Raw genomic sequence first — 14,678 nt, forward strand, 5'->3', positions numbered from 1 at the left:
CCTGAACGACCCTACTCAACCGCCCTCAGGGGCAGGTCACTTGGGTCCCTTGGCGCCGCCGGGTCCGTGTCCGGGTTTCCCGTCGGATCTGCCGGGGGCCGAGGTCGTGGCCGTGGGGCTGGGGCCGGAGTCGGCCGGGGCAGTGGTCGTGGGGGTGACGGCCGGGGGCCGCGCGCCTTGCGTGGCGGACGCGGACGGGGTCCGGCCCACCGTGGGGGGCGGACTCGGGGACGCGGCGCCGGACGGACCGTCAGATTCCCCCGGTCGGCCCGCGAGCGGGGCGTCGGGGCTCGCCGCCGGACCGGTGTCCGCGGGGGACGCCGTCGAGGACTCCCCCGCCGCCGTCGGATCGGTGCGGCCGCCCTCGCCGCCCCGTGTCCCGCCGGAGGACCCGCCCGAGAAGGAGACCCCGGCGATGAGTACGGCCGCGGACACGGCACCCACGGCACCGGCGGCGACCGCCACCCGGCGCGACCGCCGCGCGGGCGGCTTGCGCCGGGCCCGGTACCCGGCCCCGGACCGGCCACCCGGCCCCGGCACCACCGGCAGCTCGCGCGTCTCACCGATGCCGTCCGCGCCCTCGGGGTGCGAGGGGGCGAGGACGTCGCGGGGGTACGCGAACCCGGCGGCGTCACCGGGGTAGGCGGGGTCGCCGGAGTACGCGGGGCCACTGCGGGCATCGTCCGCGCCGCCGCCGGAGTACGCGAGGCCGTCGGCGCCGCCGGAATACGCGAACCCGTCGGCGTCGGGGTAGGCGGGGTCGCCGGAGTATGCGGGGTCGCCGGAGTACGCGTGGCCACTGCGGGCATCGTCCGTGCCGCCGCCGGAGTACGCGAGGCCGTCGGCGCCGCCGGAATACACGGGCCCGCCGCGGGCAGCGTCCGCACCGGCGCCGGAAGGGTCGGCCGTTCCGCCCCCGCCGGTCGTGCCGCCGCCCGGATGCGGGGTGCTCCGGGCGGCCGCCGGGTTCGTCGGGCCGTACACGTCCTGCCATCCGTGTGCCGCCGCCGGATCCGCGTAGGCGTCGTACGCCGGAGGGGTGGCCCCCTGGGGCAGGTAGACGTTCGGCGGGCCCTGCGGCTCGCCGCCCGTCGCTCCGTCGGCGTAATCGAATGGCTTGGACATGGCGGCGCATTCTAGGGACCGAAGGGGCTGGTGGGACAGCGTGCGGCGATATCGCCTCAAATCCCCGCGTCTCACGTGGCGGAAAACACGACCCGGGAGCCATTACCGGGCCGTAAGCTCCCAGACATGCAGGTGATCCAGTCGACCAAGCTCGCCAACGTCTGTTACGAGATCCGGGGCCCGGTGCTCGAGGAGGCGATGCGACTGGAAGCTGCCGGTCATCGGATCCTCAAGCTGAACACCGGCAATCCGGCCGCGTTCGGCTTCGAGTGCCCGCCGGAGATCCTGGAGGACATCCTCCGCAACGTGTCCACCGCGCACGGCTACGGCGACGCCAAGGGCCTGCTGGCCGCACGCCGGGCCGTCGTCATGCACAACCAGACCCTCGGCATCGAGACCGACGTCGAGCACGTCTTCATCGGCAACGGCGTCTCCGAGCTGATCGTGATGGCGATGCAGGGCCTGCTGGACGACGGCGACGAGGTCCTCGTGCCCGCGCCCGACTACCCGCTGTGGACCGCCGCCGTCTCCCTGTCCGGCGGCACCGCCGTGCACTACCGCTGCGACGAGCAGGCCGACTGGATGCCGGACCTCGCCGACATCGAGCGCAAGGTCACCGACCGCACCAAGGCGCTCGTGATCATCAACCCCAACAATCCGACGGGGGCCGTCTACGACGAGGCGATGATCAAGGGCCTGACCGACATCGCCCGCCGGCACAACCTCCTCGTCTGCTCCGACGAGATCTACGACAAGATCCTCTACGACGGCGCCACCCACACCCCGACCGCCTCCGTCGCCCCGGACCTGCTCACCCTCACCTTCAACGGCATGTCGAAGGCCTACCGGGTCGCGGGCTACCGGGTCGGCTGGATGTCGATCTCCGGGCCGCGCGCCCACGCCGACTCCTACATCGAGGGCCTGACGATCCTGGCGAACATGCGCCTGTGCGCGAACATGCCGGGGCAGCACGGAGTGGTCGCTGCACTCAGCGGGCGCCAGACGATCAACGACCTGGTGCTGCCGGGCGGACGGCTGCGCGAGCAGCGGGACACGGCGTACGAGCTGCTGACCCAGATCCCCGGCGTGAGCTGTGTGAAGCCGAAGGGCGCTCTGTACCTCTTCCCGCGCCTCGACCCCAAGGTCTTCAAGATCAAGGACGACCGCCGCATGGTCCTGGACCTGCTCCGGCGCGAGAAGATCATGGTCGTCCAGGGCACGGGCTTCAACTGGCCGGAGCCGGACCACTTCCGGGTGGTGACCCTGCCGACGGTCGGGGACCTGACCGACGCGGTGGGGCGGATCGGGCACTTCCTGGACGGCTACAGCCAGCCCTGATCCGACCGAGCCTCTACCCGGCTGCCCGCTCACCCTATGTGCGCGGGCAGTCCTGTTTTGTGAACAACTCAACTTTAGACGAAATCTAAGCTAGGATGGTTTCCTGTAAGCACTCAGGAGGCCTTCCCATGTACGAACCGATCCGCACCAAGTCGGTCCACAGCACGGTGGACGGCCCCAACCCGGACTTCCCCCACCGTTCCCGCGAGGAAGAGCTGGACATCCAGCTCGCGGGCCACCTCGCCGCCCTGCTCGCGGTCACGGACGAGCTGCGTGCGGCGCAGGCCTCGGCCGACCTGGACACGGCGGCGGAGCGGCTCACGGAGCAGGTGAGCAGGCTGCGGGGAGGCCGCACCCCCGTGCGGGCGCCGATGAGCGGCCGACGCGAGAAGAATGCCGCCGCCCTGCACCGGCGGGCGCACGCCCTGGCGGGCCGAGCCCTGGTCGTGGCCGCCTCCCGCGCCGACACGGCGGCCGCGATCCTGGCCGCCGAGCGCATGGATGCCCACACGGCGGCCCTGGAGCCCCGCGAACTCGCGTCCCGCTGAGCCCCTCCCGGGCCCCCTGACGGCCCCGGTCCGCGCGCACCCGCAGCGACGCGCGGACCGGGAGCCACTAACCCCTTCGTGAGGGCGATCGGGTACCCGCGCCCGAATCCGTCACGCCTGTCGGAGACCGCGATGTGACCCCCTGGTCACCCCCGGCTGTCACCCGCCCCCGGCTCCACGCGGCCGGGGACGACCGGATCGGCCGGAGCGCGGAGACGACGTGGCGGAAGACCCCGCGGCCGTCCGCCTCTGCCTCCGCCCGCACCAGGACGCCCGTCTCCGGGGCGACGGTGAAACCGCACGTCAGGCTCTCGCCCGGAGCCCAGGCACTGTTTACGGGAAGGTGCGCAGCGGACGGACACCGGCCCGGACGGCGGTCGCCGACATGGCCGTGACGTGCGCCAAGCGGGACACGATCCTGGCCGGCGCGAACAGTTCGACCGGCCGAGCCGCCAACGGGCTCGTCGCGTCCGGCGCGTAGTCCCGGGTCATTGCCGGCTCCCGCCCGCCGACCGAAACCGCCCAGGACCGGACCGACGGCTCGCCCGTGAAGGCCAGGTCCTCGTACGGGTCAACCTCGACGGCGACAACGGCCGTCAGCCGGACGGGCTCGACCAGGGTCCCGCCCATCCGCGCCACCACCCGCCCCGTCGCGGCCGGCGACCGCACGTTGCGGACACTCGCCTCATCGACCGTCGTGGTCGGGGGGCCATGGTCGTCGTGGAGCGTGACGGACCGCAAAAAACCGTGGCCGGATCGAGCCGCACGACAAGGCCGCGGGCACCGGGCGGCAACCAGGCGCCGGCGGGGTCGGCGGACAACGGTTGCGCCACCAGGGAGAATTCGCCCCACTCCTCACCGGGCTCGGCTCGCGCCACCGCCCGTCCCCCGGATCAGCCGGGCAGGGTCGAACAGAACGACCCACGGCTCGTCGGAGTCCTCCGCCCGGAGCAGGGCGGGCGAGATCCCGTCCAGCCGGAAGGTCTGCGTTCCCCCGGACCGCCGCGACGGCACTTCCCCGGTCGTCCCGGAACCGAACCGCCCGCCGAGCTGCGGCTCGAACTCCCGCTCCGCACGCCGTCTCGACCATGATGCTCACACAGGTTTCGGTCAACATGCCCCCCACAAGTGAGGACAGAACCGTCTATTCCGCCTGCCTCACGCGACAGTTGAGCCCGCATCGCCCTGGTTTGACGGGGAGAACCGGCAGGGCTCATTCCAGGCCGCATGCAAGGGGCGTTCGAGGGCACGCCGCGTTGATTTGTGCGCTTCTTGTGACAACTTGTGTGGCCCAGGTGACCGTCTGCGTCACCGGTTCTGACTGTCTGTCTGACTTCCGTGGGGGAAGCTGATGCATTCACGTGCGGGAAGCACGTCGCTGTGGCGTGCCCGAAGAACACACAGAACCGCTCTCCTGTCCGCGATCACGACCGCCGCTGTGTTGCTCTCGGCGGCACCCGGGCTGGCGGCGACGCCGAAGCCGGAGCTACCGAAGCCGGAGAGCCCGTGGACGAACCCGACCAAGGTGGAGGCTCCCGCGACGCCGGCCGGGTCGGTCAAGGCACCAGAGTCGCAGGCTGAGGCCAAGCCGACGGCGGAGGTCGCCGCTTGGCGGGCGGCGCAGCAGGCCCGTACGGGCGGCAAGGCCGGCTCCGAACGGGCGGGGGCCGCTGCCGAGGTCACCCCATCCGTTCCCGAGGGGCAGGGCGAGGTGCCCTGGCACCGCATCATCGACACGCGCTTGAACGACGCACTCGTGGCGCGGGTGAACGTGTCCAACGGCAACCTGATGCTCGCCGCGACGGACTTCGACATCGCAGGCGTCGGCCAGAAGCTGCAGCTGACCCGGACGTACAACTCCCTGGAGGCGCCCTGGGGAAAGGTCTCGCAGCGCTGGTGGCAGGCGTACGAGCGCTACCTCCAGTTCGGTGACGGGGAAGTGATCGTCTACGACGCCACCGGCGACGCTCTGCGCTTCAAGCAGACGTCCACCGGCGGTTACACCACGCCGACGGGCTACTCCAAGGACCTGAAGAAGAACGCGGACGGCACCTACACCCTGACCGACCGCAAGTCCGGTTCGAAGGACACCTTCGACGAGCATGGCACGCTGACGAAGGTCACGGACAAGAACGACGGCACGATCACCGTCGACCAGCACGACGAGGGCAGCGAGCACAAGGGCTTCAAGCTGACCGAGACCCGCTCGGGCCGGTGGATCGACCTGGTGAAGACGGACGCAAGCCAGTGGCAGGCCAGGGATCACACGGGCCGCACGGCCGTGTTCGACCTGGACCCGGCGGGCAACCTGGCGAAGGTCACCGACACCGACGGCAAGGCCACGGCGTACGCGTACGACTCCTTACGCCGCCTGACGAAGGTGACCACGCCCGAGGGCACCATCACCCTGTTCACCTACGACGCCCACAACCGCGTCAGGTCCGTGCAGCGTGCCACCGAAGTGACGAGCAACGGCCACGTCGGTCCGACATGGCGCTACGACTACACGGCCGCCACCCCCTCCGACGCGGGCACCACGACGGTCACCGACCCCGACGGCGACGCCACGAAGTACCTGCACAACGCCGACGGCGAGGTCACCAAGATCACCGACCCCCTCGATCACTCGCGCCACGCCAAGTACACCAACCACCTCCTGCAGAGCGCGATCGACGCGATGGGCACGGGCGCGGACGGCACCGGCGGCAACACCACGACCTACGGCTGGGACGGCCGCAACAACGCCGTCTCCCAGAAGCTCCCGCTCGGTGCGACGGCGTCCGTGACGGCCTACCAGACCGTCGCCGGCACGGACCTGCCCAACGACTTCACCACCGCGGACGGCCGCAAGGACACCTTCAAGTACGACACCAACGGCAACACGATGTCGGTGACCACGTCCGGCACGGCCGGTGGCACCCGCGAGTACACCTACAACAAGGACACCCCGACCTGCGGCGGCTTCGAGGGCCAGCGCTGCACCGCCAAGGACGCAGGCGGCAAGATCACCTCCTTCGAGTACGACACCAAGGGCAACCTCAAGAAGGTCACCCCGCCCGCCCCACTGGGCACGACGGCCTACACCTACGACGCACTCGGCCGGGTGGAGACCGTCACCGACGGACGCGGCATCAAGACCGTCTACGTCTACGACAACCGCGACCGCGTGACGAAGGTGTCGTCCACCAACGCCACGGTCACCTACTCCTACGACGGCGACGGCAACGTCAGGACCCGCACCGACGCCTCCGGCAGCACGGGCTGGACCTACGACAAGCTCAACCGCGAAAGCGTCCGCACCCTGCAGAACGGCGCCCAGACCGCCCTCGCGTACACGCCCGGCGGCGAGGTCGACCACTACACCGACCCGACCGGCAAGACCGACTACACCTGGGACAAAGCCGGCCGCCTGGACCACCTGACCGCCCCGGACGGCAAGAAGACCGACTTCGACTACGACGACAACGACAAACGCACCAAGACGGTCTACCCCGGCGGTACGACGCAGTCGGTGACGATCGACGACAACGGCCGCCCCGAGGCCATCAAGACCACCTCGGGTACGACCACACTGATCCACCTGACCTACGACTACAAGAACACCGCGGGCAAGGACACCACGAAGATCCGCACCCGCACCGACAACCTCACCAAGTACAAGACCACCTACGACTACGACTCCCAGGACCGCCTGCGTTACGCCCTGGAAGCCGACTCCGCGGGCGCCCGCAAGGCGTCGTGGCTGTACTGCTGGGACAAGGCCGGCAACCTCACCTCCCAGGACGGCAGCAAGAACGCCTGCCCGGGCGGCACCACCTACACCTACGACGACGCGAGCGAACTGACCGACAAGAACGGCTCCACCACGGGCTGGTCCTACGACAAGCTCGGCAACGAGACGGCAGGCGCGAGCACCACCGCCCGCACGAACGAGACGTGGACGGACTACAGCCAGCTCTCCTCCATCACCGCGGCCGGCAAGTCCTACGACCTGGTCCACGCGGGCACGGACAACTCCGAGCGTACGAAGCTGGGTTCGACCTGGTTCCACCACACCGCGCTCGGCCTGGCATCCACGACCACCAACGGCGTGGACACCGGATTCATCCGCGAACCGGCGGGCACCTTGAACTCCATGACGACTGGGGGGAAGTCCTACTACTACCTCACGGACGCCACGGGCAACGTCCTCGGCCTGGTCGACGACGCGGGCAAGCGCACGCACACCTACACCTACGGCCCCACCGGCCTGCCCCGCGGCACCACCACCGAGGCAGCCCCCCAGCCCCACCGCTACACCGGCGCCTACCTCGACCCGACCGGGCTGTACAAGATGGGCCACCGCTACTACGACCCGTCCCTCGGCCGCTTCACCCAACCCGACCCCTCCGGCCAAGAGGCCAACCCCTACCTGTACGCCGCCGGAGATTGCATCAACCGCACCGACCCCACCGGCATGATCTCGTTGGGGTGTATAGGTTCAGGCCTGCAACTCCTCGGCGGCGCAGTGGCGCTTGGCGCGGGAATCGCGTCTGCCATCGGTTCAGGAGGCTTGTCCACGCCTGCATCCGTGGCAGCGATCGGAGGCGGGATAGGCCTCATCGGTAACGGACTCAGCACCGTGGATGCATGCCAATGACCAAGAAATCCATTCTCGCCATTCTCATCTGGACCGGCATCATGTTGGGAGTGATCGGAATCGTCCTGACCATCATCGATTGACTTCCAGCGACAAAAACCAGCCCGTCCTTCTGCTTCACGCAGGGGGACGGGCACCTCTCGCGAGGGTGCGGTAAGGAGCAGCCAGCTACGGGACTACGGCCCCCGTTAGTGGCGACACCGTGCCGATTGCGCTCGGAGTGATCGCAGCAGCAGGCGAATTGATCCTGGCGGTCTTCGCCTTCCTAAAGGCTGTCCCGTAACGGCTGGCCACGGCTGAGATGATCTTGCGGTGTCTCGTGTGATCACCGCGTCGGAGTCGTCTTGGATAGCCCCGTTTACCGGGCTGAGCCCGCGGGTGTTTGGCAAGCTGATGCGTCGGCTGCGGCGTGAGGGCGGCGACGCAGGCCGCCGGGGCCGGCCGTGGAGCCTGCCGCTGGAGGATCGGGTGCTGCTGGTCACGGCGTACTGGCGCACCAACCTGACCCTGCGCCAACTTGCCCCACTCTTCGGGATCTCCAGTCAGCGGCCGATCGCATCATCGACCGCACCGGTCCGTTGTTGGCGCTGCAAACCAGGAAGCGGTTCCGCAGGGATACGGTGCTCATCGTCGACGGCACGTTGGTGCCCACCCGCGACCACAAGATTGCAGAGCAGTCGAAGAACTACCGATACTCCACCAATCACCAGGTGGTCATCGACGCCGACACCCGCCTGGTCGTCGTGGTCGGCCAGCCCTTGCCTGGCAACCGCAACGACTGCCGGGCCTGGAGCGAGTCCGGCGCCCAGACCGCCGTCGGCACCACGACCACCATCGCCGACGGCGGCTACCGGGGAACAGGGCTGGTCATCCCACATCGCCGCCACGCGAAGGACGAAGAACCGACCGCCTGGAAGCAGGCGCACAACAAGTCCCACAAGCAGGTCCGGGCCCGTGTCGAGCACGTCTTCGCCCGCATGAAGACGTGGAAGATCCTTCGCGACTGCCGGCTGAAAGGCGACGGCGTCCACCACGCGGTGCTCGGCATCGCCCACCTGCACAACCTCGCACTCACCGGATGACGGCGACGGTGTTCATCTCACGGACCAGGCTCCGCCGTTAGTCCGGCGGGCGTGTGGCGGGGCCATGGCCTGCCTGTGCGGTCGATTGCGGCGGCCCGCAAAAGCTCCAGCAGATGGCAGCCCGGGTATGTGCCGAACACGGGGAACTCCCACCGGTAGTAGCAGGACCAGTAGCTCACCACCCGGCGCTCGGACCGAGCGAAGAATCCCGGATTCCGTGCGATGAAGTCCCCGTATGCCAGCCGCTGAGCAGACCGCTTGGAGGGCAGGTCGGAAAGGCCATGTTGGATGGATTCCAAGATCTCTAAGACGTACTCGCCGGCCAACTGCACCACGAACGGCACCACCCACAGTTCGTCGGAACTGGCGATTTGCTCCAGGTGACGCTGGCGGACCAGCCCGTCGCAGTGCCGTGAGTACAGACAGTGCAGGATCGCCTGCTGCACCACCGTCAGCGAGCGCACCACGTCGGCCGGCAGCTCGTCCTGATAGATCCGATACGGAATGGCGACGGCTTCATCGCCCACGTGCACCTGGAACGGCGACGCAGGTGCCATCCGGGCCTCCGGCATGACCGCCAAGACCGCGCGAACGTCATTGGCAAGCTGGCGCGGAAACGCCGCAACCAGGTCACCACCGGTCATCGCCATGGATCGAGGCTGCTGCATGGCGGAAGCATAGGCGGGTCCGCTTGCCCCCGCCCTTCGCCTCCGCTGACGGCAGATCCTCCGCCTCGTTTGTAGCCAACCGAGCATTGCGGGACAGCCCTTAGCCCATCGGAAGACCCGCTCCTGACACGATACTTCGAATATTCGAGACGGCGGGCGCGAGCATCACCGCCCGCACGAACGAAACATGGACGGACTACAGCCAGCTCTCCACCATCACCACGGCCGACAAGAGCTTAAGAGCGGGGTCTAGAAGTGGATGAAAAGCGAAATCTGAAGATCTTCGCCGCTGTCAGTGGCGTGGTGTCAGTCGCCTCTCTTGGTGGTAGGTCAAGCGAATGAGGGGCAAGGACCGATGAATCGCCTCATCCTCGCCTATGGCCGGCACCGGAGGAGCGAACGGGCCAGGGGACGGAATCGGTGTTGTCACCGTAGTGGTCATGAGCCGTCGAAGTCATTGCGAACTGTTCACCGACGCCGAAACCGTCGCCGTCACCGCCACCGGCGCCCTGAAAACGCCCGAGCGCCCCGGTCGACGTAGGCCGTCGGCCGGAGCGCTCGGTCATTCATCGGCACGTTCGTGAGCCCGCGGGGCGGGCCGCGCCGAAGCGGGCGGGAGTGGGCCTGTCGCCGCCAGGCTCCGTCGGGGCGGACGGAGGGCGGTGACGAGCCCGGAACCCCGCACGCCGTTGTGCGGGCCCCGCCTGTCTGTTCCGCGGCCGGCCGTGACGATGTTGCTGGTCAGGGCACTGTCGGTTCCAGCCGGCCGCGGAGTTCGGGGTGGGCTCAGCCCAGGCGCTCCACCAGCGCGCGGTACTGGTCCCACAGCTCCTTCGGCGTGTGGTCGCCGAAGGTGTTCAGGTGCTCGGGGACCAGGGCGGCCTCCTCGCGCCAGACCTCCTTGTCGACCGTGAGCAGGAACTCCAGGTCGGACTCGGCCAGGTCCAGGCCGTTCGTGTCGAGGGCCTCCTTGGTCGGCAGGATGCCGATCGGCGTCTCGACGCCCTCGGCCTCGCCGTCCAGGCGCTCCACGATCCACTTCAGGACGCGGCTGTTCTCGCCGAAGCCGGGCCAGACGAACTTGCCGTCGTCGTCCTTGCGAAACCAGTTGACGTAGTAGATCTTCGGCAGCTTGGACTGGTCCTTGTCCTTGGCCACGTCGATCCAGTGGGCCATGTAGTCGCCCATGTTGTAGCCGCAGAACGGCAGCATCGCGAACGGGTCACGGCGCAGCTCGCCGACCTTGCCCTCGGCGGCGGCGGTCTTCTCGGAGGCCACGTTGGCGCCGAGGAAGACGCCGTGGTTCCAGTCGAAGGACTCCGTCACCAGCGGTACGGCGGTGGCGCGGCGGCCCCCGAAGAGGATCGCAGAGATCGGCACGCCCTTGGGGTCCTCCCACTCGGGCGCGATGATCGGGCACTGCGAGGCCGGGACGGTGAAGCGGGCGTTGGGGTGGGCGGCCGGGACGCCGGACTCGGGAGTCCAGTCGTTGCCCTTCCAGTCCGTGAGGTGGGCCGGGGTCTCCTCGGTCATGCCCTCCCACCAGATGTCGTTGTCGTCGGTGAGGGCGACGTTGGTGAAGACGGAGTTGCCCCAGAGCGTCTTCATCGCGTTGGCGTTGGTGTGCTCGCCGGTGCCGGGCGCGACACCGAAGAAGCCGGCCTCGGGGTTGATGGCGTAGAGGCGGCCGTCCTCGCCGAAGCGCATCCAGGCGATGTCGTCGCCGATGGTCTCGACCGTCCAGCCGGGGACGGTCGGCTCCAGCATGGCGAGGTTGGTCTTGCCACAGGCGCTCGGGAAGGCCGCGGCGACGTACTTGGCCTCGCCACGCGGCGGGGTCAGCTTCAGGACGAGCATGTGCTCGGCGAGCCAGCCCTCGTCACGGGCCATGACGGAGGCGATGCGCAGGGCGTAGCACTTCTTGCCGAGCAGGGCGTTGCCGCCGTAGCCCGAGCCGTAGGACCAGATCTCGCGGTCCTCGGGGAAGTGCGAGATGTACTTGGTCTGGTTGCAGGGCCAGGGGACGTCCGCCTGGCCGGGCTCCAGCGGGGCGCCGAGGGTGTGGACGGCCTTGACGAAGAAGCCGTCGGAGCCGAGCTCGTCGAGGACGGCCTGGCCCATGCGGGTCATGGTGCGCATGGAGACGGCGACGTACGCCGAGTCGGTGATCTCCACGCCGGGTGCGGACAGCGGCGAGCCGAGCGGGCCCATGCAGAAGGGCACGACGTACATGGTCCGGCCGCGCATCGAGCCGCGGAACAGACCGCCCTGGCCGCCGGTGCCCTGGAAGATCTCCCGCATCTCGGCGGGGGCCTTCCAGTGGTTGGTCGGGCCCGCGTCCGCCTCCTTCTCGGAGCAGATGAACGTCCGGTCCTCGACGCGCGCGACGTCGGTGGGGTCGGAGGCGGCGTAGTAGGAGTGGGGGCGCTTGATCGGGTCGAGTTTGCGGAAGGTGCCCTTCTCGACGAGCTCCTCGCACAGTCGCTCGTACTCGGCCTCGGATCCGTCACACCAGACCACGTTGTCCGGCTGCGTCAGTTCGGCGATCTCGTTGACCCACGAGATCAGTCCCTGATGGTTGGTGGGGACGGTGGGAGCCGCGATGTCGCGCGCCACGATTGCTCCTAAATGAGGGATTTTTTGTGATGTGGAGGCCCCGTGGGGGCTGCGACCCGGATGCTTCAGGGTGGATCTTGGCGCTCATCCGGTGCCGACCGCACTCATTTGATCATCCGACGTGCGCGCCCATCTGTCCAGAGGAGCGCACAGGTGAGCAACGTGAGGCTCGCCACGGTTTCCGCGCGCCGCTTTGCGTGCACGTTGCGTTCACGTGGCAGTCCGTTTGCGTGACCATCGCCGGGGCGCGGTGAGAGGATGGCCACTCTTCGCCGGTCAATCGACGGCACCGACACGCCACTTACGGTTCCGTAGCTACCATTCGGCCATGACTGCGTTCGTCCCCGACGCGCCCACGGACTCGGCGGCCGACGGCCACGGTCCGAAGGCGCTCTCCCTGCCGCATCCGGTCAAGCCGAAGCTGCGCGGCTGGCTGCACCTGGGCATGTTCCCGGCCGTTCTGGTCGCGGGCCTGGTGCTGACCGCGCTCGCCGACTCCTCCAGAGGGCGCATCGCCTGCGGGATCTTCGCGCTGACAGCCTGCCTGCTGTTCGGTGTGAGCGCGCTGTACCACCGGGGCAACTGGAGCCCGCGCATGGACGGCGTCCTGCGCCGGCTGGACCACGCCAACATCTTCCTGATCATCGCGGGCACCTACACGCCGCTGACCATGCTGCTCCTGCCGGGCGCCAAGGGTCAGTGGCTGCTGTGGGGCATCTGGGCCGCGGCCGTGGCCGGCATCCTCTTCCGCGTCTTCTGGGTCGGCGCCCCGCGCTGGCTCTACACGCCCTGCTACATCGCGATGGGCTGGGCGGCCGTCTTCTACCTGCCGGACTTCATGCGGACCGGCGGCATCGCCGTCCTGGTCCTGGTCGTCGTCGGCGGCCTGCTCTACAGCGCGGGCGGCGTGGTCTACGGGATCAAGCGGCCCAACCCGTCACCGCGCTGGTTCGGCTTCCACGAGGTGTTCCACTCCTTCACCCTGGCGGCCTTCATCACGCATTACGTGGGGATCTCGCTGGTGGCGTACCAGCACGGGTAGGCCCCCTCTCACCCTCTCAAGGCCACGGCATCCAGCCGTGGCCTTTCTGCATGCCCGGACACCATGGCGATTGAGAGTCACCATCATTTGACAGCTACTTTCATTGCGGCCCGAGTCCGATGCCCGACAATGACCTTCATGACGGCCGCACGCACCACTTCCGCCGACCGCCCCCAGCCGGGGCTCCGGGAACGGAAGAAGATCAAGACCCGCCAGGCGATCCGCACCGCGACCTACGCGCTGATCGAGGAGCAGGGCTACGACGCCACGACGGTCGAGCAGATCGCCGAGCGCGCCGAGGTGTCGCCGTCGACGGTCTTCCGGTACTTCCCGACCAAGGAGGACATCGTCGTCACCGACGAGTGGGACCCGGTGGTGATGGCGGAGCTGCGGGCCCGGCCGCAGGACGAGTCGTGGGCCGACGCCGTGCGGCACGTGATGCGCACGGCCCTCGACCTGAGCCTCGCCGAGGAGCCCGAGGTGACGCGGCTGCGGACGCGGCTCGGCGTCGAGGTCCCGGCCGTCCGCGCCCGGATGTTGGAGAGCATGGCCGCGACCGGCCGACTGCTGCGCGAGGCCCTCGCGGAGCGCTCCGGGCTCGATCCCGACGGCCTGGAGCTGCGGGTTTTCGCCATGTCCGTGATGGGCGGGCTGATGGAGGCCTCCCACTACTGGGCCGAGACCGGCCACCGGGACGACATCCGGGATCTCGTCGACCGCGCCCTGGACGTCCTGGAGCACGGCCTGCCGGCCGGAAAACCCTGAGGCCGGCGCCCGTCGCCGTGTCATCCTGACCGGGTGAACGGTCCCGAGATCCACGTCGAGTTCGCCCCCGAGCTGCACGTCTTCGTCTCCCAGGCCCGCAGGGACGGCACCGTACGGGCCGCCACCGACGGCGTCTCCAGCCTCGGCCATGTCGTCGAGTCGCTGGGCGTGCCGCTGACGGAGGTCGGCGCGCTGCTCGTGGACGGCCGCGAGGTGCCCTTCGCGCACGTCCCGTCGGCCGGCGAGTCGGTGACGGTCCGGGCTGTGGCCCGTCCGCAGCAGGTCCCGGGCGCTCCCCTGCGCTTCCTCCTCGACGTGCACCTCGGCACGCTGGCCCGCCGGCTGCGCCTGCTCGGCGTGGACACGGCCTACGAGTCGACCGACATCGGCGACCCGGCCCTCGCGGCGCGTTCGGCCGCCGAGCAGCGGGTGATGCTGAGCCGCGACCGGGGGTTGCTGCGGCGGCGCGAGCTGTGGGCGGGGGCGTTCGTGTACAGCACCCGGCCGGAGGAACAGCTGCGGGACGTACTGGAACGGTTCCGGCCCGAGTTGCTGCCCTGGACGCGCTGCACGGCTTGCAACGGGATGCTGCGCAGGGCGAGCAAGGACGAGGTCGCGGACCAGCTGAAGCACGGCACGCATGCGACGTATGACGTGTTCGCGCGGTGCGGTGCGTGTGGGCGGGCCTATTGGAAGGGCGCGCATCACGAGCAGTTGGAGGCGATCGTGGAGCGGGCGCTTGCGCTCCGCGCGGAGCGCCGTTGTTTCCTGCGCGCCGCGGGGAACTGCGGGACCGTCGTCGCCGTGACGATGACGGTGTACGCCCCCGCCTCCATCGGCGTCGCGTCCCGCACG

9 protein-coding genes and 2 pseudogenes are annotated in these 14,678 nt (G+C 69.2%); 7 read left to right on the top strand and 4 right to left on the bottom strand.

The features are described 5' to 3' along the window. Positions 1-36: 36 nt before the first annotated feature. Positions 37-1,125, bottom strand: a complete 1,089-nt coding sequence (locus tag ABT116_RS12500; protein WP_351631538.1) for a hypothetical protein — start codon at positions 1,123-1,125, stop codon at positions 37-39. A gap of 126 nt (positions 1,126-1,251) precedes the next feature. On the opposite strand from ABT116_RS12500, the gene ABT116_RS12505 reads away from it, so the two are divergent. Both ABT116_RS12505 and ABT116_RS12510 read left to right on the top strand, forming a co-directional pair. Further along, positions 1,252-2,463 carry a pyridoxal phosphate-dependent aminotransferase gene (locus ABT116_RS12505; RefSeq protein ID WP_344458447.1) on the top strand — a complete coding sequence of 404 codons (1,212 nt, stop codon included), beginning with the start codon at positions 1,252-1,254 and terminating at the stop codon, positions 2,461-2,463. Between the two features lie 128 nt (positions 2,464-2,591). Next, a complete protein-coding gene (locus ABT116_RS12510) occupies positions 2,592-3,011 on the top strand; it encodes an SCO4983 family protein (protein ID WP_351631541.1) in 420 nt (139 codons plus the stop codon). Positions 3,012-3,344: 333 nt separating this feature from the next. Here ABT116_RS12510 and ABT116_RS12515 read toward each other — a convergent pair whose 3' ends face one another. Next, the gene (locus ABT116_RS12515; protein WP_351631544.1) at positions 3,345-3,641 is read right to left on the bottom strand and encodes a hypothetical protein; all 297 of its coding nucleotides are present in this window, start codon (positions 3,639-3,641) and stop codon (positions 3,345-3,347) included. Positions 3,642-4,449: 808 nt separating this feature from the next. On the opposite strand from ABT116_RS12515, the gene ABT116_RS12520 reads away from it, so the two are divergent. Next, entirely contained in the window at positions 4,450-7,650 is a 3,201-nt protein-coding gene (locus ABT116_RS12520; RefSeq protein ID WP_351631547.1) for an RHS repeat-associated core domain-containing protein, read from the top strand. A gap of 312 nt (positions 7,651-7,962) precedes the next feature. Further along, a pseudogene (locus ABT116_RS12525) lies at positions 7,963-8,732 on the top strand (transposase). 17 nt (positions 8,733-8,749) lie between these two features. Here the strand turns inward: ABT116_RS12525 and ABT116_RS12530 are convergent. Beyond that, the gene (locus ABT116_RS12530; protein WP_351631550.1) at positions 8,750-9,382 is read right to left on the bottom strand and encodes a hypothetical protein; all 633 of its coding nucleotides are present in this window, start codon (positions 9,380-9,382) and stop codon (positions 8,750-8,752) included. 804 nt (positions 9,383-10,186) lie between these two features. Continuing rightward, positions 10,187-12,016, bottom strand: a complete 1,830-nt coding sequence (locus ABT116_RS12535; protein ID WP_351631551.1) for a phosphoenolpyruvate carboxykinase (GTP) — start codon at positions 12,014-12,016, stop codon at positions 10,187-10,189. 328 nt (positions 12,017-12,344) lie between these two features. On the opposite strand from ABT116_RS12535, the gene trhA reads away from it, so the two are divergent. The 3 genes and pseudogenes from trhA to ABT116_RS12550 form a co-directional block, all read left to right on the top strand. Then, positions 12,345-13,058: a PAQR family membrane homeostasis protein TrhA gene (gene trhA / locus ABT116_RS12540; RefSeq protein WP_351631554.1), complete on the top strand. Its 714-nt coding sequence runs from the start codon at positions 12,345-12,347 to the stop codon at positions 13,056-13,058. 138 nt (positions 13,059-13,196) lie between these two features. Then, positions 13,197-13,823, top strand: coding sequence for a TetR/AcrR family transcriptional regulator (locus ABT116_RS12545; RefSeq protein ID WP_351631557.1), 627 nt, complete (start codon positions 13,197-13,199; stop codon positions 13,821-13,823). 33 nt (positions 13,824-13,856) lie between these two features. Continuing rightward, positions 13,857-14,579: pseudogene (locus tag ABT116_RS12550) on the top strand (Mut7-C RNAse domain-containing protein); the annotation flags it as partial. Between the last annotated feature and the right edge of the window lie 99 nt (positions 14,580-14,678).

Source organism: Streptomyces sp. NPDC002130 (assembly GCF_040296465.1).
In the GTDB taxonomy this organism is placed as follows: Bacteria; Actinomycetota; Actinomycetes; order Streptomycetales; family Streptomycetaceae; genus Streptomyces.

Coding starts and splice junctions, on each gene's coding strand:
- ABT116_RS12510 (WP_351631541.1), top strand. CDS start 2,592: ATGTACGAACCGATCCGCACCAAGTCGGTCCACAGCACGGTGGACGGC.
- ABT116_RS12505 (WP_344458447.1), top strand. CDS start 1,252: ATGCAGGTGATCCAGTCGACCAAGCTCGCCAACGTCTGTTACGAGATC.
- ABT116_RS12515 (WP_351631544.1), bottom strand. CDS start 3,641: ATGGGCGGGACCCTGGTCGAGCCCGTCCGGCTGACGGCCGTTGTCGCC.
- ABT116_RS12500 (WP_351631538.1), bottom strand. CDS start 1,125: ATGTCCAAGCCATTCGATTACGCCGACGGAGCGACGGGCGGCGAGCCG.
- ABT116_RS12545 (WP_351631557.1), top strand. CDS start 13,197: ATGACGGCCGCACGCACCACTTCCGCCGACCGCCCCCAGCCGGGGCTC.
- trhA (WP_351631554.1), top strand. CDS start 12,345: ATGACTGCGTTCGTCCCCGACGCGCCCACGGACTCGGCGGCCGACGGC.
- ABT116_RS12530 (WP_351631550.1), bottom strand. CDS start 9,382: ATGGCGATGACCGGTGGTGACCTGGTTGCGGCGTTTCCGCGCCAGCTT.